Here is a 20,370-nt window from a genome sequence, read left to right on the forward strand (position 1 = left end):
CGGCGCGAGGCGGGCGCGCCCCAGCAGCCAGTAGACGAGGGTGCACGCCGCCATGCAGTAGATGATGCCGAAGGAGATGGGCGTGTCCACGGCGGCGACGCTCGTCACCACCCAGATGGCCAGCGCGACAGCCCCGTAGCGCAGCGCGCGCCGGAGGTTGTCGCGCGAGAGCGGGCACATGCAGCCCGCCACGAACACGAACGTCCACGAGATCGAGCAGCGCCAGGCCTCGCGCAGCGGCCCCGCGAACCAGTCCAGGGGCAGGCCAGCGATGTAGCGCAGGTCGTAGCACAGGTGGAAGAGCACCATCGAGACGACGGAGAGGCCCCGCACCAGGTCGAAGACACGGACGCGGCCGCCCGAGGCGCGCTCTGCGCCGCTCACGAGATGGAGCGGATGAGCGCGGTGACGCGTCCGAGGATCACGGGGTCGCGCACGTAGATGGGCTCCATCGTGTCGTTCTCGGGCTGCAGACGCACGCGGTCGCGCTCGCGGTAGAACGTCTTGACCGTCGCCGAGTCGTCGATGAGGGCGACGACAATCTCGCCGTCATGGGCGTCGCGCTGCTCGCGGACGACGATGTAGTCGCCGTCGAAGATGCCGGCGTTGACCATGGACTCGCCGCGGACGCGCAGGACGAACGAGCTCGCGTCCCCGACGACCGAGGTGGGGAGCGCGAGCGTTTCCTCGACGTTCTGCTCGGCGAGGATGGGCGTGCCGGCGGCCACGCGGCCCACGAGCGGCAGGCGGATGGTGCCGGCGTCGACGTCCTGCGAGACGCTGGCGAGCGGCTCGCCCGCGTCCGGGGTCTTGTCGACAACCTCGATGGTGCGCGGCTTCTTGGAGTCGCGCTTGATGAGGCCGCGCTCCTCGAGGACCTTAAGGTGCATGTGAACGGTGGAGGGGGAGGCCAGGCCGACCGCGGCGCCGATCTCGCGCACCGAGGGCGGGTAGCCGTGCTCGTCGGAGTAGGCGCGGATGTAGTCGTAGATCGCGAGCTGGCGCTTGCTGAGCTTTCCCCTGGCCATGTGTGCCTCCTTCTCTCCTGGTCCCATGATACGACGTATCGAGGCGAAGCGCAAACACGTGTTCGAGATTTTTCTTGACACGAACAGACGTGCTGTCATACTTGGGTACAGACGTTCGGTCCCGCGCGCGGGGTTTCTGTCCGGCCCCTTCCGTATAACGGGTCGTGACACGCGCGATCGAAAGGGGAGCACGATGACACGCACCACAGCCGCCCTCACGGCCTTTGACGGAAACGCCGCTCTCGAGGTGGCGCCCCGGAGCACGCTCGTCCTGATAGAGGGCGGCCGAGGTGGGCACGAGGCGTCCGCGGCCGCGAGCAGTCGACTCTCGCCCCGCCAGGCGCTCGCGTTCGTCGCGGCGGGCGCCGTCGTCGTGCTCGCCCTCGTCGTCGGGTCCCTGCTCACGGAGGCGCGCGCGTCCGCCGGCTACGCCTCCGCGCTCTCCGGCGCTCCCGAGCGCGTCGTCACGGTGCGGCCCGGCGACTCCCTCTGGTCGCTCGCCGAGGCCTCTGACCCCGACGGCGTCCCCGTCTCCGAGGTGGTCTCCTGGGCCATGGAGCGCAACGGCCTCGTCTCGGCCGAGCTCACGGTCGGCCAGCGTCTCGTAATGCCCGTCGGGGCGGTCGGCTAGCCCTGCTCTTTCCAGTTCGTTTCCACATCGGCTTTCTCAGCGAGATTTGAACGTTTTGTGATACCTTCTCTAGTCGTTGGCCACGAGGAGGTTAGATGCGCTGTCCCAGATGCGGTTGCGACGAGTCCAAGGTCGTCGACTCCCGTCCCTCAGAGAGCAACGATGCCATCAGGCGCCGCCGCGAGTGCACCGGGTGCGGGTTCCGCTTCACGACCTACGAGCGCTGCGAGGAGATGCCGCTCATCGTGGTCAAGCGCGACGGCCACAAGGAGCCCTTCGACCGCCAGAAGCTCATGAGGGGCCTCGTGACCGCCACCGTGAAGCGCAACGTTCCCGTCTCGAAGCTCACGGCCCTCATCGACGATATCGAGGCCACCCTGCGCGACCAGGGCTCCTTCGAGGTCAGCTCGGCCGACCTCGGGAGCATAGTGCTCAGGCGCCTGCTCGACGTGGACAAGGTCGCCTACGTTCGCTTCGCGTCCGTCTACCGCGACTTCAAGGACATCGAGGAGTTCAGCGAGGAGCTGAGGAGCCTTTCCCATGACTGACGAGCGCATCACGCTGCCCATCAAGCGGCTCGACCCATCCGTGGAGCTGCCCACCTACGCCTACGAGGGCGACGCGGGTCTCGACCTGCGCGCCAACGAGGACGTGGAGCTCGCCCCGCACGAGCGCCGGCTCGTGAGCACCGGCCTGGCCGTCGCCATTCCCGAGGGGTACGCGGGCTTCGTGCAGCCCCGCAGCGGCCTGGCCCTGCGCGAGGGCCTCTCGATGGCCAACACCCCCGGGCTCGTTGACGCCCACTATCGCGGCGAGCTCAAGGTCTGCGCCGTCAACCTCGACGACGAGCGACCCATCCGCATCGAGCGCGGCGAGCGCATCGCCCAGCTCGTCATCCAGCGCGTCCCGCAGGTGACCCTCCAGGAGGTCAGCGAGCTCGACGAGACCGACCGTGGCACGGGCGGCTTCGGCTCGAGCGGCGTCTGACGCCCCGAACCCGGTCCTCCCGCCGCCCTCCGGCGGCGACGACATGCACGTTGTCCAACAAGCACGACAGAAAGGGATGGCTCTTAATGGACAAGTTCCTGCATCTTGAAGAGAGGGGGACGTCCACCGGTCAGGAGCTGCGCGCCGGCCTCACGACGTTTCTGGCGATGGCCTACATCGTCTTCCTCAACCCGCTGATCCTGAGCGAGGGCATGCCCGATGTCCCCAACTCGGCTCTTGTCACGGCCACGTGTGTCGGCGCCGCCGTCATGACCATTCTCATGGGCCTCATCTCCAACCGCCCGCTCGCCTGCGCCTCGGGCCTCGGCGTCAACTCCATGATCGCGACCGCCGCCGTCACCACGTGCGGCGGCGACTGGCACGCCGCGATGGGCGTCATCCTGCTCGAGGGCGTTGCCATCCTCATCCTGGTCCTCTGTGGCCTGCGTGAGGCCATCATGGATGCCATTCCCGTGACCCTGCGCCACGCGATCTCGGTGGGCCTCGGCCTGTTCATCGCCATGATCGGCCTCTCCAACGCCGGCATCATCGTTCAGAGCGGCTCGCTGATCGGCCTCGGTGAGCTCAACAACACCTTCGCCATCGGCGTGATCTCCATTGTCGCGACGGTGCTGTTCGAGGCCCTTCACGTCAAGGGCTCCATCCTCCTCGGCATCCTCGTCGCCGTGATCTGCAGCATCCCGCTCGGCGTGACCGCGATGCCGACGTCCATCGTCTCTCCGCTTGACTTCTCCACCTTTGGCGCGCCCTTCCAGAGCGACGCCAACGGCGTCATGGGCATCGCCAAGGTCGTCACCGACCCGGCCCTGCTCATCCTGGCCTTCTCGCTCATGATGTCCGACTTCTTCGACACCATGGGCACCGCGATGGCCGTCGCCAAGCAGGGCGAGTTCCTCACCGAGGACGGCAACGTCGAGAACATCAAGGAGATCCTGATCGTCGACTCCGCCGCCGCCGCGGTGGGCGGCCTCGTGGGCGCCTCCTCGATCACCACCTTCGTCGAGTCCACCTCCGGCGCGGCCGACGGTGGCCGCACGGGCCTCACCTCCATCACCACGGGCGTCCTGTTCCTGCTCGCCGCGTTCTTCTCGCCGATCATCAACTGTGTGCCCGGTGCCGCCACCTGCGGCGCGCTCGTCTACGTTGGCTACCTCATGATGGGCGACGTGTCGAGCATCAACTGGGGGGACATCCAGGAGGGCTTCCCGGCGTTCATGATCGTGGCGGGCATCTGCATGACGTACTCGATCTCCGCCGGCATCGGCTTCGGCTTCATCGCCTATGTCGTCTGCGCTATCTTCGGCCGCAAGCTCGACAAGATCAAGCCGCTCATGTGGGTCGCCACGCTCGCCTTCATCGTGTACTTCCTCTCGCCGCTCTTCTCGTAGGGGTTTGGCCTCATGGCCCGGTCGCAAGCGGCCGGGCCTTTTTCATACGTCTCGACTGAAGGGAGTGGTCCATGAGCGCACACGAGCGCGAGGTCATCGGTGTGGACGACCGCGTCTCCGTCGGACGCGCCATCCCGCTGGGAATCCAGCACATGATGAGCATGTTCGGCTCCACGGTGCTCGTACCGGTCCTCACCGGGCTCGACCCCAACGTGGCCATCATGTGCTCGGGCATCGGCACGATCTGCTACCTGCTCGTCACCGGCAACAAGATCCCGAGCTACCTCGGCAGCTCCTTCGCCTTCATCAGCCCCATCCTCGCGGTGGGCGCCACCAAGGGCCTCTCCGCCGCCATGTCGGGCGTCATCGTGGCCGGCCTGGTGTTCCTCGCGGTGGCTGGCATCATCCGCCTGGTGGGTACCGGCTGGCTCGACCGCCTGCTGCCGCCGGTGCTCGTGGCCTCCGTCATGGTGGTCATCGGCGTGGGTCTGGCCGCTACGGCGGCCGACATGGCCTTCATGACCGACCTGCCCGACGGGACGAGCGCCTTCTTCGGCACGGGCGCCATCGTGGCCGGCATCACGCTCGCGGCGGCCGTGGTCTTCTCGAGCATGGGCGGCATCGTCGGGACCGTGCCGGTTCTTCTCGCCATCATCGTGGGCTACCTCGTGTCGCTCGCGCTCGGCCTGGTGGACTTCGCGCCGGTCGCCGAGGCGGCCTGGATCGGCCTGCCGCACGTGTCGATGCCCGTCTTTGACCCGGGCGCGATCGCGCTCGTGGCGCCCGTCGCCGTGGTCGTGGTCATCGAGCACATCGGTCACCTGCTCGCCGTCGGCGAGATCGTGGGCAAGGACTACCGCCCGATGCTCCCGCGCTCGCTCGCGGGCGACGGCATCTCGACCGTGATCTCGGGCTTCCTGGGCGGCCCTCCCACGACCACCTACGCAGAGAACATCGGCGTCATGAGCGTCACGCGCGTCTACTCCACGCAGATCTTCTGGTACGCCGCCGGCTTCGCCCTGGTGGTGGGGGGCTTCTGCCCCAAGCTCGCCGCCCTCATCCAGTCCATCCCGAGCCCGGTCATGGGCGGCGTGAGCCTGCTGCTCTTCGGCCTCATCGCCTCCAACGGCCTGCGCATGCTCGTCTCCAACCGCGTTGACTTCGACGTCAACCGCAACCTCATGATTGCCTCGGTCGTCATCATCCTGGGCGTGGGCATGGAGACCTCCGGCATCGCCATTCCCATCGGCGACTACACGCTCCCCGGCATGGCCACCTCCACGCTCGTCGGCATCGTCATGAACCTCATCCTGCCGCGCCCCGCGGAGGAGGGGGCGGCCGCGAGCGAGTAGCCCCGGACCACATGCCTCGCATCCTGCCGCGCCCCGTCGTGCATCTCGTGACGGGGCGCGCTCCCGTGTCAGCCCCTCGACCCTGAAGTCACCCACCTGGCCACACTTCACAGAAGTGTGGGCCAGGAAGCGTACCTAAGCACTCAGATGTATCGAATCATGGACAAATGATTCTGATTCGGGCCCCGACAGCTCGTCTGAGCTGCATAGGAGCCCACAGATGACCCATTTGTGGGCGACAAATGCACAAATGGGTCATCTGTGGGCGAACGAAAAACGAGGACGTGCTCCTGAACCTACCCCATGTTCAAAATCGGTCTCATTGGCCAATATGTTATTTATTAAGTAGCATATTCGGGTCTGCGACGGGGGAGAGCGGGGTATCCTAGGGTCAAGCAAACGAGAGGGGATCACATGGATACCGAGAAGCACGACCTCGTCATCGTCGGCGGCGGCCCCGCGGGCCTCTCGGCGGCCGTCTACGCGCAGCGCTCGCTGCTCGACACGGTGCTGCTCGAGCGCGAGGCGATCGGCGGGCAGGTCATCCTCACAAGCGAGGTCGACAACTATCCGGGCGTGCCGCACGCCGACGGTTACGGCCTCGCCGACGCCATGCGCTCCCAGGCCGTCGACCTCGGAGCGCGCATTGAGTCCGACACCGTTCGTGCCATCGAGCGCGACCCCGCGAGCGGTCGGCTGACCGTGCGAGGCTCTGAGCGCGCCTATGACGCCGCGGCAGTCATCGTCGCCGCCGGCGCGCGGCCGCGACGCGCCGGCTTCGAGGGCGAGGAGCGCTTCGCTGGGCGCGGCGTCTCGTACTGCGCCACGTGCGACGGCATGTTCTATCGAAACAAACACGTGTTCGTGGTCGGGGGAGGCAACTCCGCCGCCGAGGAGGCGCTGTTCCTGGCGCGGCTCGCCAGCAAGGTGACCCTCGTGGTCCGAAAGGACCACCTGCGCGCCCAGGCGTCGCTCGTCCGCGCCCTCGAGGAGGACGAGAAGGTCGAGATGCGCCTGCTCACGAGCATCGTCTCAATCGAGGGCGACGAGCTGCCGACCACGCTCACGCTGCGCGACAACGCCACGGGTGCGCTGAGCCGCGAGACGTACGACGAGGGCTCGTTCGGAGTCTTCGTCCTCGTGGGCCGACAGCCCGAGACCGAGCTCCTGAAGGGACTCTGCGAGCTCGACGCCGCCGGCTACGCGGTCACGAACGAGCGGATGGAGACGAGTACGCCGGGGCTGTTCGTGGCCGGCGACGCGCGGGCAAAGCCGCTGCGTCAGATCGTGACGGCCGCTTCTGACGGGGCGGTTGCCGCCACGAGCGCGGCGGCGTACCTCGGTCTGCCCGTCGAGGGTTGAAAGACCGCTTCTGTCGTCATTCTCTCCGCCAAACTAAAACCGTGATAATATATCTTATGTAAAGTAGAGACCAGACTAGACAAGTTGGATACACATGCGGCCTCCGGACGCTCTGGTCGAGAAGAGCGTCCCAAGGCCGCACCTCTTCCCCGGCTCAGGACCTCACACGAGGCTCGCACATCACGGAGAGCTTGAGGCGCGCGTCGGGGAGCTCGTCCTCACCGGCGATGAAGAGCAGCTCGTCCAGGGCCCTCAGGCGCGTCTCGCCCGTGGGCACCAGCTCGCTCCCGTCGCGCTCGATCGTCACGAGGCGCGTGCCGTCGGGCCACGGCACGTCACGGACGAGCGACCCCTCCAGTCGGCTTCCCGCGCCCACCACGCACGTCCCCAGATCCTTGCGCCCCCGGGGCGCAACCCGGCCGGCTCCGGGATCCAGGCGCGCGAGCAGGTGCTCGTAGAACGCGTCGGTGTTGGTCAGGCTCGACACCACATAGGCGATCACCGAGACGAGCGTGACGGACAGAAGCGCGTCGAGCGACCCGGTGAGCTCGAAGACGAGCACCACGGCCGTCACCGGGGCCCGCACGACCCCCGAGAAGAGCCCGGCCACGCCGAGGGCCACGAAGTTCGGGAAGAAGGTCTCCGAGAGCCCGAGCGCCCGAGCGGGTCCCCAGGCAAAGGCGCCGCCCACGAGCGCCCCCATGACGACGAGCGGAAAGAGCGTGCCGCCGGGCGCCCCTGAGCCAAAGCACACGGCCGTGAACAGGTACTTGCCCACGAGCAGGGCGAGCAGCGTCATGAGCGCCGGCGTCTGGGGCGCGCGCAGCAGGCGCACGATTGCGTCCCCGCCGCACATGAGCTCCGGCCACGCGAAGGCGGCGATGCCAGCCAGGGCAAACGGCAGGACGAGCCGGCTCGCGGGCGTCCCGCGCACGATCCTGTCAAAGAGGCCCTGCGCCGCGAACATCCCCCGGTTGTGCAGCGCGCCGAGCAGCCCGCAGAGCAGGCCGAGCGCGGCGACGAGCGCGTAGTCGAGGTGCGGCAGGTCCTGCACGAAGACCAGGCTCACCACGGGCGTCACGCCGAGAACCTGCGAGACGAGGAAGTCGGAGGCCACGGCCGAGCACATGACCGAGATGATGAGCGGCGCCGAGAACTGGCGGTGGATCTCCTCGAGGGCGAAGAGCACGCCGGTCAGCGGCGCGTGGAAGGCGGCCGACATGCCCGCCGCTGCCCCGCAGGTGACGAGCAGGCGCTCCTCTCCCCTCCTGCGGCGCAGGCCGCGCGAGACGGCCTTGCCGGCCATGCCGCCGAGCTGGACCGAGGGGCCCTCGCGACCCAACGAGAGGCCCGCCAGCGCGAGCAGCGTCCCCTCGCAGAACTTGGCGGGCACGACGCGCGCCCAGGGGGCGTCAAAGCGCCCGGCGACCTCGGCGTCGACCTGCGGTATGCCCGAGCCGGCGGTGGCCGGCTCCCAGCGCATGAGGGCGGAGACCGCGACGAGCAGGACGGCGAGCGTGGCGAACCAGGCCGCCATGAGGAATGCGTCCCCGGCGGCGGCCGAGGTGAGCCCGCGCAGCAGCCCCTCGGCGCCCGACAGGGCGAGCCGGTAGAGGGTGACCACCGCGCCGCCCGCGACGCCCACAAGCGCACCCTCCCAGACGAGCGTCACGCGGAAGCGACGCGAGAGGCGTCGCGCCGCCGGGCTGCCCCCGTCGCCCCGCTCCGCCATGGGGCGCTAGTCCACCTTGACGAGGGTGAAGACCTCCTGCGGGCACTCCTGCGCGATGGTCGCGCGGGGGTTCAGGAAGCAGAGCTCGAGGATGAAGCCGAAGCCCTCAACCGCGGCGCCGGACTGCTCGACGAGCTTGGCGGTGGCCACGGCGGTGCCGCCGGTGGCCACGAGATCGTCGACGATGAGCACGCGGTCGTCGGGCGTGAGCGCGTCGCGGTGGATCTGGAGCTCGTCGGTGCCGTACTCGAGCGAATAGGTCTGCGAGAAGATCTCGCGCGGCAGCTTGCCGGGCTTGCGCGCCGGCACGAAGCCGCAGCCCAGGGCATAGGCCACCGGCACGCCCACCATGAAGCCGCGCGCCTCGGCGCCCACAACCTTGGTGATGCCGCGCCCAGCGAAGTGCTCGGAGAGCGCATCGATGACAGCGTGCAGGGCCTCGGCGTCATCGAACAGCGGCGTGATGTCCTTGAAGACGACCCCGGGCTCGGGATAGTCCGGGATGTCCACGATGCGGCTCTCGAAGTCGAAGTCAGCCATGAGATCTCCTCCCCCGACGCCCCTCTCCTCCCTCGGGCTGGGCGTCTGCGAACGGACTGGACACACGGCGGGCGATGAGCTCGTCGCGAACGGTGTTGGTGAGGCTGAGCATCCGCGCGAACGCCTGGTCGTAGCGCTCGCGCGCCGCCTCGGTGTTCTCGACCTCCACCCCGCCGGCCTTGGCCGAGTACACCACGAGGGCCTGCTCGAACATCGACGACTCGCGGTTCGCGGCGATGACGTACTGACGCAGGTTCCTGGGCCCGATGCCAAAGTGACGCAGCTCGTCACAGATGCGAATCAGGGGCAGGTCACGACCGTCGACCAGATCGCGGCCGTGTGGGGAGCGCGTGAGGGTGATGACGCCCGCCTCCGAGAGCTGGCGCACGAAGCTGACCGAGGCGCCGGCGAGCTCGGGCATGCGGTCGATGGGGTGCAGCTTGCCGGCGGTCTCCTCGTCGTCGGCGGGCATGGGGACGGCGCCGTCGAGCGAGACGGCCGCGGCGGGCGCCTGGCCGTTGTCCTCGCGCTCCAGCTCCTCGCGGATGACCGAGAGCGGCAGAAAGCGGTTCTTCTGAAGGTAGAGGATCTTCTCGAGGCGCCGCACGTCACGGCTCGAGTACAGGCGATAGCCGCTCGGTGTGCGCGCGGGGTCGAGAAGCCCCTCGTCCTGAAGGTAGCGGACCTTGGAGACGGACAGGTCAGGGTACTGCTGCTGCAGCTTCTTGACGACCTTGCCGATGGTCAGGTAGCCGGCGTCGGTCATGGGGGCTACCCCTCGGCGTCGATCCGGCGCGGTCGGGCGTTGGTGTGGAAGACCATGCGGAAGGTGCCGATCTGAACCGTGGAGCCGTCCTTGAGCGTGGCGCGCGACGCGATGGCGCCATCGACCCAGGTGCCGTTGAGCGAGCCGAGGTCCTCGATCGTGGCCATGCCGGAGGCGATGGCGCCGAGGTCCATGCGGGCATGGCGGCGCGAGACCGTCATGTCGTTGAGGAACACGCTGTTGCGCGGGTCGCGCCCGAGCGTGATCTCGGGGGCGTCGAGCTCGAACACCTCCCCGGTCTGCGGCCCCTTCACGATCGTGAGGGTGGGGTGCGACGGCCGGGTCGAGCCCATGAGGTCGGGCACGGTGGCGTCGGCCGACGGCATGCGGAAGATCTCGGTGGCGCCGGAGCTGGTGTTGGAAGCGGGCATCTCTCTCCCCTCGTCGTTTCCAATCACATGATAGCGCGCATCAGCGGCACGCGACACAGTCCATCTCGACGAGCGCGCCGAGCGGCAGCTCGGAGACGCCCACCACGGCCCGTGCCGGGGCCGGCGTGGTGAAGCGACGCGCGTACACCTCGTTCATGGCGTCCATGTCATCGAGCGAGGCGAGGTAGACCGTCGTCTGCGCGACGTCGGACAGGGTGCAGCCAACCTCGTCCAGGATGCCCTCGATGATGTCGATGACGCGCTCCGTCTGCTCGCGGATCCCGCCGGGCACTAGGGTCCGGCTGTCCTCGGCCGAGATGGGCAGCTGCCCGGAGGCGAAGACGAGCCGACCCGCCGTGGTGCCCTGCGAGTACGGACCAAAGGCCTCCGGGGCCTGACGCGCGTTGATCGAGTACTTCATCGCTCGCTCCTCTCATCGGAAGGCGTGGCCGCGTCCCACCCGAGCGCGCGGGCGCCCACGAAGTCGCCGCCCGCTCGGAGAAGTCCCTGCCCGGCGAGAAGGTCCGGCTCGGCGCGGACCAGGTCGCCCCCGGCGAGCAGCCCGCCCCACGGGAGCCCCGCGAGCTGCCCGCGCAGCTCGGCGTGGCCCACGGGCGCGACCTCGGTGAACGAGAGCAGGCTGCGCCACAGGCGCCGGGCGGCCGCGGGCGGCACGAAGACCAGGTAGGCGTCGTCCGCGGACGACTGCGGGCGGGCGACCATGCAGCCGATCGCGTCGAGCGTGACCTGGCGCACCTGGCCGGGGGCGGGCAGCTCGGAGGGGTCGCGCACGTAGTCGGAGAGCACGCGGGCGGCACCGGGGCCGAGAAGCCCGAGGCAGACGAGCATGTCGGCCGCGCCGTCCAGGCGCACGTCGGTGAGCTCCGGGTCCCTCTCGGCCACGGAGCCGAGCAGGAAGCCGAGCCAGCCGGACAGCACGGGCCCGCGCGGGGAGGGGTCGAGCAGGACGAACTCGTCGTCGCCGGAGCGCAGCGCGAGCGGCACCGACACGAGCGCGCCGTCGCCGGCGAGGACCGCCTCGAAGGCGCACTCCCCCACCGAGAGCCGCCGGCCCGCGAGGGCCGCCGAGGCGAGCGAGGCCGCGCCGCTGCCGCTCAGGAGCAGGTAGGTCGCACCGGTGAGGTCGGCGAGCAGGACGTCGGCCCCGTCAGCGGACTCGTTGGCGTAGCGCTCCACGAAGTCGAAGCCCGTCTCGCCCCCGTCGGCGAAGCGGGCCCCGAGCAGCTCGTGCTCGGCGCGCAGCACGCCGTCCCGCCGGACGCTCATCGGGTCCTCGACTCGCGGACGATGCGCGCTCCGCGCAGCGTGTAGATGACCGCGGTGACGAACGAGCAGACCACGCCGGCGTAGACGAAGAGGATGCCCACGGCGCCGGCCTGGTGGTTGAGGACGGGCAGCCAGCTCACGTCCACGATGGCGAGCCCGTCGATCACGGGCAGCCCGAGCAGCAGGTCGCAGAAGCCGAGCATGAGCAGCGCGGTGGCAGCCTTGCCCACGTAGGCCACGTCAAGCGGGCGCCGGCGGAAGTGCTGCAGGATGAGGCCACCCACGGCGAGGTAGACGTCGCGCCCGATCACGAAGACGGGCATCCACAGCGGCAGCTCGCCCACGATCAGCAGCCCCAGCACGCCGGTGAACAGGAGCACCCGGTCCATGATGGGGTCCATGATCTTGCCGAGCCAGCTGACGGTGCGAGTGCGGCGCGCCACCTGGCCGTCGAGGAAGTCGGTCGAGGCGGCGACCACGTAGCAGACGAGCGCGGCCGTGCGCTGAACGCCGCCGGCAAAGAGCACGAGGAAGGCGACCGTGAGGCCCAGGCGGCAGAAGGTGATCACGTTCGCGAGGGTGAGGACCTGCGTGGAGGGGTTGCCCGAGGTGCCCACGGGGACGTCGGAGCGTCCCTGGGCCTGCCGCTCGGCCGCGTCGGCGTCGGCGAAGCTCTTGAGGAGATCCTTGGTATGCTCGGTTCTCTCTGACATGGCCTTCCCTGGAAATCGTTCGCACCTCGTACAAGGTACCCATGGTAGCGTAATTCGAGACACGTCCCGGGACCCCTCACCAGACCCTTACAGCGCGCTTCGCTCCAAGAGGTCGATCATCAGCCGGATGCCCTGGGCGTAGACGCGCCGCGAGATGCGCTCGTCCGGCCCGTGCACGCCGCGCGCGAGCTCGGCGGGATCGGGCCGGAACGGCGTGAAGCGCAGAAGCGAGTCGCAGACGGCCTCGTAGCGGATCGAGTCGGCCCCCGCGCGCATGACCGAGGGAACGACGGTCACGTCGGGGTGGAAGCGACCGACCGCCGCCACCAGGGCCTCGTAGCCCACGCCCGCGGCCTCGTCGAGGCGCCCGGACGGCGTGTGGTGCAGCGCATCGACCTCGACGCCCTCCCCAACCGTCTCCCGCGCCCACGCGAGCGCGTCGTCCGCATCCGTGCCGGGGAGCAACCGGAGGTTGAGGGTTGCGCTCGCGTCGCCGGGCATGACGTTGGGCGCGCTCGCGCTGCCCATCACCTGGGCGACCGACATCGTGGTGCACACGAGCGGGTAGAGCTCGCGCACGCGCGCGGCGGCGGCCGCGATCTGGTCCGCGTTGGCGTCCACGTCGCCGACGAGCTCCCTGAAGGGGGGCTCCGTCACGCGGGGCGCGAGCGCGCGGAAGGCGTCGGCGACGGGTCGCGTGAGCCGCGGCGGCAATGGGTGCTCGGCGAGCGCCGCCACGGCGCGGCAGACGCGCTCGAGCGACGTGCCGCCGAAGGGGTTCGAGGAGTGTCCCCCGCGTCCCCGACAGGTGAGGCGCAGGTCGAGGTAGCCCTTCTGGGAGAGGCACACGTCGGCGACCGTGACGCCCGGGGCGCCGTAGGCGGCGGCGTCGGAAAACGTCGAGACGCCCTCGTCGAGCGAGAAGGCCGCGCGAGCGCCGCGCCGCGCGAGCTCGGCGGCGAGCGCGGTGGCGCCGCGACTCTCGACCTCCTCGTCCTCGCCGAAGGCCAGCCACACGGTCCTTCTCGGCCGCCCGTGATGCGCGAGGAGGAACTCCACGGCCTCGAGCTCGCCCATGAGCATGCACTTGATGTCGAGTGCCCCGCGGCCCCAGACCCACTCGTCGTCCACGTGGCCGCCGAAGGGGTCGTGGGCCCAGTCGCCCGCGTCGTCGGCGGGCACCACGTCCTGGTGCGCGAGCAGGAGGGCGCCGGGAAGCCCCGGGTCCGTGCCCTCCACGCAGATCAGGACCGAGTGGCCAACCAGCTCGAAGGTGCCAAGCGCGGCGATCGTGGGGTACGAGCGACGAATCAGCTCATGCAGCTCGTCGAAGGCCGAGAAGTCCGTGGTCTCGGGCGTGCGGTAGACGGTGCGGAATCTCAGCGCCGCGGCCAGGCGCCGCACCGCCCCCTCGACGTCGAGGCCGGGATAGGCGTCCTCCGCCGCGAAGTGCGCGCAGGGGTCGCGCTCGACGAGGGCGGCCACAATCAGGCGCGGATGAGGCGCACGCGGCGCACGGCCTCGAGCGAGGACAGCCTGGCGACCACGTCGTCGCCCACCTCGCCGGTGACCTCGAGCAGGGTGTAGGCGTCCGCGTCGCGGCTCACGTTGCTCATGTTCTCGATGTTGAGCCCACTCTCGGCCACGGCCTGCGAGACGCGCCCGATGACGCCCTGCGCGTTGTCGTGGAAGAGGGCCAGTCGCGCGCCGCGGACGAGCGGGCCGAGGTCCACGCGCCCGTAGTTCACCGAGTTCACGATGTTGCCGTTCTCGAGGTAGTCGCGCAGCTCGTTGGCCGCCATGACGGCGCAGTTGTCCTCGGCCTCGCCGGTCGAGGCGCCCAGGTGCGGCAGGACGATGGCGTTTCTCATCGTCGCGCTCGCGGGGTTGGCGAAGTCGGTGACGTACCGGCCCACGCGCCCGTCGTCGAGGGCCTCGGCGAGGGCCTGCTCGTCGACGAGCGAGTCGCGCGCGAAGTTGAGCAGCACCGAGCCGGGGCGCATCCGCGCGATCATGTCTGCCGAGATCATGCCGCGCGTCTGGTCGGTCGCCGGCACGTGCAGGGTCACGAAGTCGCATGCGGCCATCAGCTGCGCGAGGTCGGTCACGTGCTCGATGCGGCGGTCGAGCCTCCAGGCGGCGTTGATCGAGAGGTACGGGTCGTAGCCCATCACCTCGGCGCCCAGGGCGATGAGCGCGTCGGCCACCTTGGCCCCGATCGCGCCGAGCCCGACCACGCCGACCCTCTTGCCAGCCAGCTCGCAGCCGCCGAAGCGCTTCTTGGCCTTCTCGGCCGCCTTGGAGATCTGCGGGTCGTCGCAGTTGGCGTGGACCCACTCGGTGCCGCCGATGACGTCGCGGCAGGCGAGCAGCATGCCGCAGATCACGAGCTCCTTGACGGCGTTGGCGTTGGCGCCGGGCGTGTTGAAGACCACGATGCCGCGCTCGGCACAGCGCGCGACCGGGATGTTGTTGACGCCCGCGCCGGCACGCGCGATGGCGAGCAGCCCCTCGGGCAGCTCGAGGTCGTGGAGGTTCGCGCTGCGGACGAGCCACGCGTTGGCCGCGCCAGCGTCATCGACGAGCTCGTAGCCGGCGTCCTCGAGCAGGTTGGTGCCCAGTTTGGAGATGTTGTTCATGCAGTGGATGCGATACACGGCGCTTCCCCCCTACGCCCGGTGGGCGAGCTCGAAGTCCTTCATGAAGGCGACCAGCGCCTCGACGCCCTCGCGCGGCATCGCGTTGTAGATCGAGGCGCGCATGCCGCCCACGGAGCGGTGGCCCTTGAGGTTGACGAGGCCCGCCTTGGCCGCCTCGGCCACGAACTCGGCGTCAAGGTCCTTGTCGCCGGTGACGAACGGCACGTTCATGTGCGAGCGGTCCTTGGGCTCGACGGTGGACGAGAAGAGCTCGGAGGCGTCGAGGAAGTCGTAGAGGAGCTTGGCCTTCTCGGCGTTCTTCTCCCCCACCGCCTCGAGGCCGCCCTGCGCCTTCAGCCACTTGAAGACGAGCCCGCACACGTAGATGCCCCAGCAGTTGGGCGTGTTGTAGAGCGAGCCGGCGTCGGCCTGCGTCTTGAGCCTGAGCATCGTGGGGACGCCGGGCAGGTCGTCGGGGATGAGGTCCTCGCGCACGATCACGATCTGGACGCCCGCGGGACCCACGTTCTTCTGCACGCCGGCGTGGATGAGGCCGTAGCGGCTGACGTCCACCGGGCCCGAGAGGAACATCGAGGACTGGTCCGAGACGAGCTCGTGGCCCTTGGTGTCGGGCAGCTCCCAGAAGCGGGTGCCGTAGATCGTGTTGTTCTCGCAGATGTAGAGGTAGCTCGCGTCCTCGCGGATGGGCAGGTCGGAGCAGTCGGGGATGTAGGAGAAGTTCCTGTCGGCCGAGCTGGCCACGGCCACGGCGTCACCGAGGATCTGAGCCTCCTGGAACGCCTTCTTGGACCAGTTGCCGGTGAGGACGTAGTCGGCCTTGCCGTTGCGCGCCAGGTTCATGAAGACGGTTGCGAACAGCAGCGAGTCGCCGCCCTGGGTGAAGATCACCTTGTAGGTGTCGGGCACGCCCATGAGCTCGCGCAGGTCGGCCTCGGCGGTCTCGATGATGCCCTGGAACACGGACGATCGGTGACTCATCTCCATGACGCTCATGCCGCAGCCGGCGTAGTCGAGCATCTCGTCCGCGCACTGCCCGAGGACCTCCTCGGGCAGGACGGCAGGACCGGCGGAGAAGTTGTACACACGTGCCATGTCGGGCCTCCCTGCTCTGCGCCCGCGGGTGCGGGCGCCGCTGACAGATGAGGCAATGGTAGCCCGCTGTGGCGCGCGTTGTGTATCAGGCTGGTTTCAGAGCGCGAGCACCAGCTGGGGCCGGTCGGGCGCAGTCGCACAAGTTGGGCGGTTTCTCAGGGAGGCGCTGGGTAGCGAGATATTGATCAAGGCTCTGAGCTGGGGCTTTGCGAGGCATAGTTCCCCCGCTACTCGGAGGGGTTGAGAAAAACCGCCCAACTTGTGAAGCGCGGGCGTCGTTCGTTCCCCAAGGGGCCCCATGTGGGTTACGGGAAAAGCGAGCAAACAAAAAAACAGGCCGTAGGCTCACATGTCCTACGGCCTGCGTGCTCTCTGGTCGGGTGGACTGGATTCGAACCAGCGACCCCTTGACCCCCAGTCAAGTGCGCTACCAAACTGCGCCACCACCCGTTTCGCAAGGAAGCACTATAGCAGCATGCCGTCTGCATGGCAAGCGAGGTTTGCCAAGTATCTCGATTCCGGTCCCGTCCGCCTCACGATCCCCTCGACCGCCGAAATGTGCCGTCGCGTGCCCCGGGGCTCCCCTACCATCGGCGTGACCCGTAACCGACCAAATGGGGGATACCATGCTCAACCTTGACTTCCACGGACGCGTGGCCATCGTGACCGGGGCCTCGTCGGGCCTCGGGGAGGCGTTCGCCCGCGCGCTCGCCGAACAGGGCGCCGACGTCGCGGTGCTCGCCCGGCGCGTCGAGCGGCTGGAGCGACTCGCCGAGGAGCTGCGTGGCCTGGGCGTGCGCTGCCTGCCCGTGGCCTGCGACGTCTCGAGCGAGGACTCCATCAAGGCCGCCGTCGCCGCGGTCAGGCAGGAGTTCGGTCACGTCGACGTGCTGGTCAACAACGCCGGCGTCTGCGAGTACAACCCGCTCGAGCAGCACACGACCGAGCAGTGGGAGAAGGTCATCGCCACCGACCTCTCGAGCGTATTCCTCATGACGCGCGAGGTCGCGCCGCTGTTCCGCGCGCAGGGCTACGGGCGCGTGGTCAACATCGCCTCGGTCGGGGCGATCCAGGCGGGCGCGCTGCAGATCGGTTACTTCGCCGCGAAGGGCGGCGTCCTGCAGCTCACGCGGGCGCTGGCGGCCGAGCTCGCCGACGCCGGGGTCCTCGTGAACGCCATCGCGCCGGGCGTCTTTGACACCGAGATGACGCACGACGCCCTCGAGGCCGAGGGCTCGCTCGTTCTCAAGAACCGCACCGTGCTCAAGCGCTTCGCCGAGCCGGCCGAGCTCGTGCCCCAGATGCTCGTGTTCGCGAGCGAGGCCAACACCTACTGCACCGGCCAGACCATCTACGTTGACGGGGGCCTGACCTCACAGCTCTAAGCGCGCCTGGCGAGAAGGACGAGGGGCCGCCGCCCGGCCATCGAGGCGGGCGGCGGCCCCTCTGTCACATGGCGCCCCGCGCCGCGCTACGCGCAGACGCACATGGCCGGGCGCTCGTCCTTGGGGTCCTTCTCGCCGCCGACCTCGACCACGCCGGTGGCGCCGTCGATGTCGCGGATGACCTCGCCGACCTCGGGCACGCGGATACGGCTGCCCTCGAGCGGGTCCTTGATGCTCACGACCGGCGTGGTGACGTCGGCGTCAACGACGGAGCGCTCGAAGGCGAGGTCGCAGTCGACCATCCGGCAGTTCACGAGCTTGAGGCCGCGGCAGTAGCACAGCGGCTGCGTGCCGGTGATCGTGCAGTTCTCGAAGGTGACGTTCTCGCTGTACCAGCCGAGGTACTCTCCCTTGACCAGGCTGTCGCGCACCGTGACGTTCCTTGCGTGCCAGAACGCGTCCTTGGTATCGAGCACGCAGTTCTCGAAGACGGCGTCCTCGATGTACTGGAACGAGTACTTGCCCCTGAAGCGCACGTCGCTGAAGCGCAGATGGCTCGAGCGCATCATGAAGTACTCGCTCTCGGCGGAGCAGCCCTCCATCACGCAGCCGCGCGTCGACCAGCCGAACTCCGGCGAGACGATGTCGCAGCGGCGCAGCGTGGCGTCGGCGCACTCGCGCAGCGCCTTGATGCCGTGCAGCGAGGTGTCCTCGATGAGGATGTGGTCGGAGTACCACAGCGCGGCGCGGCAGAGCTCGGTCATGTCGGAGTCGCGAATCGTGAGGCCGTGGTCGTGCCAGAAGGGGTAGCGCAGGTTGAGGTAGGCGCGCTCCACCTCGACGTTCGAGCACTCCTTGAAGGCGCTCTCGCCGTCGGCGGGGCCGTCGAAGGCGCAGCCCACCACACGGACGTCGTAGCTGCCGTAGAGCGCGCGCTCCTGGTCGAAGGTCTGGTTCTCGATGGTCTGAGTCATGCACTGCTCTCTTTTCCTGATGCTTCCTGCCTAGCCCAGGTACTTCTCGAGGAAGGCCTGGACCCTGTCCCACGGGATGGCGTTCTTGCCGCCCCCGTCGTAGAGGTCGGTGTGGACGGCGCCCGGCACCACCTCGAAGACCTTGTTGTCGCCCCTGAGCAGCGCGAACGCGTCTCGGCCCATGTAGAAGGAGTGCGCCTTGTCACCGTGGAGCACCATGACGGCGCTCTCGATCTCGCCCGCGTAGGCCAGGATCGGCTGGTTGAGGAAGCTCATGCAGCCGGTGACGTTCCAGCCGTCGTTGGAGTTGAGCGAGCGCGGGTGGTAGCCGCGGGGCGTCTTGTAGTAGTCGTAGTAGTCCTTGACGTAGAAGGGGGCGTCCTCGGGCAGCGGGTCCACCACCCCGCCGCCGCGCGCGTAGGTGCCGGTCCGGTAGTCCTCGGTGCGCTGGGCGGCCAGGGCGCGGCGGCTCGCCATACGGGCCTCCTCGCTGTCCTGCTCGTCGAAGTAGCCCTTGGCGTTGATGCGGCTCATGTCGTACATGGTGCTGGCCACCGTGGCCTTGATGCGCGGGTCGAGCGCGGCGGCGTTGAGCGCCAGGCCGCCCCAACCGCAGATGCCGATGATGCCGATGCGCTCCGGGTCGACGTCGTCGCGGCAGCTGAGGAAGTCCACCGCCGCCATGAAGTCCTCGGTGTTGATGTCGGGGCTCGCCATGTAGCGCGGCTCGCCGCCCGACTCGCCGCAGTACGACGGGTCGAAGGCGATCGTGAGGAAGCCGCGCTCGGCCATGGTCTGCGCGTAGAGGCCCGAGCACTGCTCCTTGACGGCGCCGAACGGGCCGCACACCGCGAGCGCCGCATAGGGGCCCTCGACGTCCTTCGGGCGGTAGAGGTCCGCGGCGAGCGTGATGCCGTAGCGGTTGTGGAAGGTGACCTTGGAGTGGAGCACCTTGTCCGAGGCCGGGAAGGTCTTGTCCCACTCCATGGTGAGCGTGAGCTTTGCGTCCTGCATAGTGGTTTCCTCCTGAGTCCGTCTGTGTGGTGTATGTCCGTGGGGGCGCCGGCCTATGCGAGCCCCCAGGTCACGGTCGCCGCGGCGCGGCCGCAGGCGTCGGCGAGCCCCGTCGGGTCGTCCACGCGCCCGAGACGCGTGTAGCGGTAGCCGGTCGAGAAGCCCTGGTAGAAGAGCACCAGGCAGTCGCTGCCAAAGAGCATAAGGTCGCCGGCCTCGATGGAGCCGGGGCACGACGCGTCGGCGGGCAGCACCTCGTCGAGGTAGGCGTACTTCTCGTTGCCGTTGAGCTCGTCCATCGAGAGCGTCACCGGCAGCCGGGCGAGAAGCCCCTCGCCGGCCGGAGTCGCCTCGAGGGCGGCCGCGAACTCCCGTCCGTTTACCGTCAGCGTTATGGCGTGCATGGCATCCTCCCCCTCCGGGTCCTATGCGGGCGCCGCGTCACCGCTGCTCTCCGCCCATGCGGAAGAGCTCGTGGTCGATCGCGTCGATGCCGCGCTGCCGCTCGTGCAGCTCGTCGAGCAGACGCCCCCGCTCGCTGAGCAGGGCGCGCTTGGCCTCGCGCACGCGCCCCTCCTCGCAGGTGCACCGCGCCCGGTCGAGGCAGCGCTCCAGGTCGTCCTGCATGGTCCCCATGGGCGCCTCCTTTCGGAATAGATTCTAGGAGGGCCTACTTGGCATGTAAAAGACCTATGATGTATGGGACGTTATGCGTCTGTTGCATGGTTTGACGAGAGGGGCGACGCGCATGGAGCTCAGGCACCTGCAGTACTTCCTCATGGTGGCCCGCGAGGGGACGATCTCGGGCGCGGCGTCGGTGCTGCACGTCTCGCAGCCCGCGCTGTCGCGCCAGATGCAGGAGCTCGAGCGGGAGCTCGGCTGCAGGCTGTTCGAGCGCGGCAGCCGGAGGATCTCGCTCACCGAGCCCGGCATGGGGCTTGGTAGCCGCGCCAAAGAAAGCGTGGACCTCGTGGGGGGGAACAGGGAGGAGTTCCTACTCTCCGCTG

General features: G+C 68.9%; 24 protein-coding genes and 1 tRNA gene. 8 read left to right on the top strand and 17 right to left on the bottom strand.

The genetic code is table 11. The features are described from left to right. A partial coding sequence (locus tag ACWTSU_RS05340; RefSeq protein WP_455138844.1) for a heparan-alpha-glucosaminide N-acetyltransferase domain-containing protein occupies positions 1 to 384 on the bottom strand: 384 nt, incomplete at its 3' end. Then, the gene (lexA, locus tag ACWTSU_RS05345; protein WP_455138845.1) at positions 381 to 1,028 is read right to left on the bottom strand and encodes a transcriptional repressor LexA; all 648 of its coding nucleotides are present in this window, start codon (positions 1,026 to 1,028) and stop codon (positions 381 to 383) included. The genes lexA and ACWTSU_RS05340, both read right to left, overlap by 4 nt. A 193-nt stretch (positions 1,029 to 1,221) precedes the next feature. Between lexA and ACWTSU_RS05350 the strand changes: the two genes are divergently transcribed. The 6 genes from ACWTSU_RS05350 to ACWTSU_RS05375 all read left to right on the top strand — a co-directional run bounded on the left by ACWTSU_RS05350 (position 1,222) and on the right by ACWTSU_RS05375 (position 6,769). Next, the gene (locus ACWTSU_RS05350) at positions 1,222 to 1,659 is read left to right on the top strand and encodes a LysM peptidoglycan-binding domain-containing protein (RefSeq protein ID WP_455138846.1); all 438 of its coding nucleotides are present in this window, start codon (positions 1,222 to 1,224) and stop codon (positions 1,657 to 1,659) included. 95 nt (positions 1,660 to 1,754) lie between these two features. After that, a complete protein-coding gene (nrdR, locus tag ACWTSU_RS05355; RefSeq protein WP_455138847.1) occupies positions 1,755 to 2,207 on the top strand; it encodes a transcriptional regulator NrdR in 453 nt (150 codons plus the stop codon). After that, positions 2,200 to 2,646 carry a dUTP diphosphatase gene (gene dut, locus ACWTSU_RS05360; RefSeq protein WP_455138848.1) on the top strand — a complete coding sequence of 149 codons (447 nt, stop codon included), beginning with the start codon at positions 2,200 to 2,202 and terminating at the stop codon, positions 2,644 to 2,646. Before nrdR ends, dut begins: the two co-directional genes overlap by 8 nt. 86 nt (positions 2,647 to 2,732) lie before the next feature. Next, positions 2,733 to 4,055 (top strand): NCS2 family permease, encoded by a 1,323-nt coding sequence (locus ACWTSU_RS05365; protein ID WP_455138849.1) that lies wholly within the window; start codon positions 2,733 to 2,735, stop codon positions 4,053 to 4,055. Between the two features lie 71 nt (positions 4,056 to 4,126). Continuing rightward, positions 4,127 to 5,407: a uracil-xanthine permease family protein gene (locus ACWTSU_RS05370; RefSeq protein WP_455138850.1), complete on the top strand. Its 1,281-nt coding sequence runs from the start codon at positions 4,127 to 4,129 to the stop codon at positions 5,405 to 5,407. Between the two features lie 414 nt (positions 5,408 to 5,821). Continuing rightward, entirely contained in the window at positions 5,822 to 6,769 is a 948-nt protein-coding gene (locus ACWTSU_RS05375; protein WP_455138851.1) for an NAD(P)/FAD-dependent oxidoreductase, read from the top strand. A 154-nt stretch (positions 6,770 to 6,923) separates the two neighbouring features. Here the strand turns inward: ACWTSU_RS05375 and ACWTSU_RS05380 are convergent, their stop codons facing one another. The 11 genes from ACWTSU_RS05380 to ACWTSU_RS05430 all read right to left on the bottom strand — a co-directional run bounded on the left by ACWTSU_RS05380 (position 6,924) and on the right by ACWTSU_RS05430 (position 16,440). Beyond that, the gene (locus tag ACWTSU_RS05380; RefSeq protein ID WP_455138852.1) at positions 6,924 to 8,501 is read right to left on the bottom strand and encodes a chloride channel protein; all 1,578 of its coding nucleotides are present in this window, start codon (positions 8,499 to 8,501) and stop codon (positions 6,924 to 6,926) included. Positions 8,502 to 8,507: 6 nt separating this feature from the next. Beyond that, a complete protein-coding gene (locus tag ACWTSU_RS05385) occupies positions 8,508 to 9,041 on the bottom strand; it encodes an adenine phosphoribosyltransferase (RefSeq protein ID WP_455138853.1) in 534 nt (177 codons plus the stop codon). Then, entirely contained in the window at positions 9,034 to 9,807 is a 774-nt protein-coding gene (gene ftsR / locus ACWTSU_RS05390; RefSeq protein WP_455138854.1) for a transcriptional regulator FtsR, read from the bottom strand. Before ftsR ends, ACWTSU_RS05385 begins: the two co-directional genes overlap by 8 nt. Before the next feature lie 5 nt (positions 9,808 to 9,812). Continuing rightward, positions 9,813 to 10,238 carry an FHA domain-containing protein gene (locus ACWTSU_RS05395; RefSeq protein WP_455138855.1) on the bottom strand — a complete coding sequence of 142 codons (426 nt, stop codon included), beginning with the start codon at positions 10,236 to 10,238 and terminating at the stop codon, positions 9,813 to 9,815. A 40-nt stretch (positions 10,239 to 10,278) separates the two neighbouring features. Beyond that, positions 10,279 to 10,659 (bottom strand): RidA family protein, encoded by a 381-nt coding sequence (locus tag ACWTSU_RS05400; RefSeq protein ID WP_455138856.1) that lies wholly within the window; start codon positions 10,657 to 10,659, stop codon positions 10,279 to 10,281. Further along, positions 10,656 to 11,525 carry an aminomethyl transferase family protein gene (locus ACWTSU_RS05405; RefSeq protein ID WP_455138857.1) on the bottom strand — a complete coding sequence of 290 codons (870 nt, stop codon included), beginning with the start codon at positions 11,523 to 11,525 and terminating at the stop codon, positions 10,656 to 10,658. The genes ACWTSU_RS05400 and ACWTSU_RS05405 overlap by 4 nt, the downstream gene beginning before the upstream one ends. Beyond that, on the bottom strand, positions 11,522 to 12,238 hold the full coding sequence (locus ACWTSU_RS05410) for a CDP-alcohol phosphatidyltransferase family protein (RefSeq protein WP_455138858.1): 717 nt from the start codon (positions 12,236 to 12,238) through the stop codon (positions 11,522 to 11,524). The genes ACWTSU_RS05405 and ACWTSU_RS05410 overlap by 4 nt, the downstream gene beginning before the upstream one ends. An 87-nt stretch (positions 12,239 to 12,325) precedes the next feature. Next, positions 12,326 to 13,723, bottom strand: coding sequence for a M20/M25/M40 family metallo-hydrolase (locus ACWTSU_RS05415; protein WP_455138859.1), 1,398 nt, complete (start codon positions 13,721 to 13,723; stop codon positions 12,326 to 12,328). Positions 13,724 to 13,725: 2 nt separating this feature from the next. Then, complete coding sequence (locus ACWTSU_RS05420) at positions 13,726 to 14,895, bottom strand: 3-phosphoglycerate dehydrogenase family protein (protein WP_455138860.1); 1,170 nt, start codon at positions 14,893 to 14,895, stop codon at positions 13,726 to 13,728. 12 nt (positions 14,896 to 14,907) lie between these two features. Continuing rightward, positions 14,908 to 15,990 carry a 3-phosphoserine/phosphohydroxythreonine transaminase gene (gene serC / locus ACWTSU_RS05425; RefSeq protein ID WP_455138861.1) on the bottom strand — a complete coding sequence of 361 codons (1,083 nt, stop codon included), beginning with the start codon at positions 15,988 to 15,990 and terminating at the stop codon, positions 14,908 to 14,910. A 373-nt stretch (positions 15,991 to 16,363) separates the two neighbouring features. Next, a tRNA-Pro gene (locus ACWTSU_RS05430) sits at positions 16,364 to 16,440 on the bottom strand. A 176-nt stretch (positions 16,441 to 16,616) separates the two neighbouring features. On the opposite strand from ACWTSU_RS05430, the gene ACWTSU_RS05435 reads away from it, so the two are divergent. Further along, complete coding sequence (locus ACWTSU_RS05435; RefSeq protein ID WP_455138862.1) at positions 16,617 to 17,375, top strand: SDR family NAD(P)-dependent oxidoreductase; 759 nt, start codon at positions 16,617 to 16,619, stop codon at positions 17,373 to 17,375. Between the two features lie 86 nt (positions 17,376 to 17,461). Here the strand turns inward: ACWTSU_RS05435 and ACWTSU_RS05440 are convergent, their stop codons facing one another. Genes ACWTSU_RS05440 through ACWTSU_RS05455 form a run of 4 tightly spaced genes read right to left on the bottom strand, consistent with a single transcriptional unit; the run spans position 17,462 to position 19,999 of the window. Further along, on the bottom strand, positions 17,462 to 18,349 hold the full coding sequence (locus ACWTSU_RS05440; protein WP_455138863.1) for a DUF3737 family protein: 888 nt from the start codon (positions 18,347 to 18,349) through the stop codon (positions 17,462 to 17,464). Between the two features lie 30 nt (positions 18,350 to 18,379). After that, positions 18,380 to 19,363 carry an alpha/beta hydrolase gene (locus ACWTSU_RS05445; protein WP_455138864.1) on the bottom strand — a complete coding sequence of 328 codons (984 nt, stop codon included), beginning with the start codon at positions 19,361 to 19,363 and terminating at the stop codon, positions 18,380 to 18,382. Positions 19,364 to 19,416: 53 nt separating this feature from the next. Next, positions 19,417 to 19,767, bottom strand: a complete 351-nt coding sequence (locus ACWTSU_RS05450) for a cyclophilin-like fold protein (protein WP_455138865.1) — start codon at positions 19,765 to 19,767, stop codon at positions 19,417 to 19,419. A 37-nt stretch (positions 19,768 to 19,804) separates the two neighbouring features. Continuing rightward, positions 19,805 to 19,999 carry a hypothetical protein gene (locus tag ACWTSU_RS05455; protein WP_455138866.1) on the bottom strand — a complete coding sequence of 65 codons (195 nt, stop codon included), beginning with the start codon at positions 19,997 to 19,999 and terminating at the stop codon, positions 19,805 to 19,807. A 112-nt stretch (positions 20,000 to 20,111) separates the two neighbouring features. Between ACWTSU_RS05455 and ACWTSU_RS05460 the strand changes: the two genes are divergently transcribed. Further along, a partial coding sequence (locus ACWTSU_RS05460) for a LysR family transcriptional regulator (protein ID WP_455138867.1) occupies positions 20,112 to 20,370 on the top strand: 259 nt, incomplete at its 3' end.

This window comes from Thermophilibacter sp. (assembly GCF_966187215.1).

Excerpts from the sequence above, each read along its gene's own strand:
- ACWTSU_RS05350 (WP_455138846.1), top strand. The coding sequence starts at position 1,222 with ATGACACGCACCACAGCCGCCCTCACGGCCTTTGACGGAAACGCCGCT.
- ACWTSU_RS05450 (WP_455138865.1), bottom strand. The coding sequence starts at position 19,767 with ATGCACGCCATAACGCTGACGGTAAACGGACGGGAGTTCGCGGCCGCC.
- ACWTSU_RS05370 (WP_455138850.1), top strand. The coding sequence starts at position 4,127 with ATGAGCGCACACGAGCGCGAGGTCATCGGTGTGGACGACCGCGTCTCC.
- lexA (WP_455138845.1), bottom strand. The coding sequence starts at position 1,028 with ATGGCCAGGGGAAAGCTCAGCAAGCGCCAGCTCGCGATCTACGACTAC.
- dut (WP_455138848.1), top strand. The coding sequence starts at position 2,200 with ATGACTGACGAGCGCATCACGCTGCCCATCAAGCGGCTCGACCCATCC.
- ACWTSU_RS05455 (WP_455138866.1), bottom strand. The coding sequence starts at position 19,999 with ATGGGGACCATGCAGGACGACCTGGAGCGCTGCCTCGACCGGGCGCGG.
- ACWTSU_RS05395 (WP_455138855.1), bottom strand. The coding sequence starts at position 10,238 with ATGCCCGCTTCCAACACCAGCTCCGGCGCCACCGAGATCTTCCGCATG.
- ftsR (WP_455138854.1), bottom strand. The coding sequence starts at position 9,807 with ATGACCGACGCCGGCTACCTGACCATCGGCAAGGTCGTCAAGAAGCTG.
- ACWTSU_RS05445 (WP_455138864.1), bottom strand. The coding sequence starts at position 19,363 with ATGCAGGACGCAAAGCTCACGCTCACCATGGAGTGGGACAAGACCTTC.
- ACWTSU_RS05405 (WP_455138857.1), bottom strand. The coding sequence starts at position 11,525 with ATGAGCGTCCGGCGGGACGGCGTGCTGCGCGCCGAGCACGAGCTGCTC.
- nrdR (WP_455138847.1), top strand. The coding sequence starts at position 1,755 with ATGCGCTGTCCCAGATGCGGTTGCGACGAGTCCAAGGTCGTCGACTCC.
- ACWTSU_RS05375 (WP_455138851.1), top strand. The coding sequence starts at position 5,822 with ATGGATACCGAGAAGCACGACCTCGTCATCGTCGGCGGCGGCCCCGCG.
- ACWTSU_RS05385 (WP_455138853.1), bottom strand. The coding sequence starts at position 9,041 with ATGGCTGACTTCGACTTCGAGAGCCGCATCGTGGACATCCCGGACTAT.
- ACWTSU_RS05435 (WP_455138862.1), top strand. The coding sequence starts at position 16,617 with ATGCTCAACCTTGACTTCCACGGACGCGTGGCCATCGTGACCGGGGCC.
- ACWTSU_RS05380 (WP_455138852.1), bottom strand. The coding sequence starts at position 8,501 with ATGGCGGAGCGGGGCGACGGGGGCAGCCCGGCGGCGCGACGCCTCTCG.
- ACWTSU_RS05365 (WP_455138849.1), top strand. The coding sequence starts at position 2,733 with ATGGACAAGTTCCTGCATCTTGAAGAGAGGGGGACGTCCACCGGTCAG.
- serC (WP_455138861.1), bottom strand. The coding sequence starts at position 15,990 with ATGGCACGTGTGTACAACTTCTCCGCCGGTCCTGCCGTCCTGCCCGAG.
- ACWTSU_RS05400 (WP_455138856.1), bottom strand. The coding sequence starts at position 10,659 with ATGAAGTACTCGATCAACGCGCGTCAGGCCCCGGAGGCCTTTGGTCCG.
- ACWTSU_RS05440 (WP_455138863.1), bottom strand. The coding sequence starts at position 18,349 with ATGACTCAGACCATCGAGAACCAGACCTTCGACCAGGAGCGCGCGCTC.
- ACWTSU_RS05410 (WP_455138858.1), bottom strand. The coding sequence starts at position 12,238 with ATGTCAGAGAGAACCGAGCATACCAAGGATCTCCTCAAGAGCTTCGCC.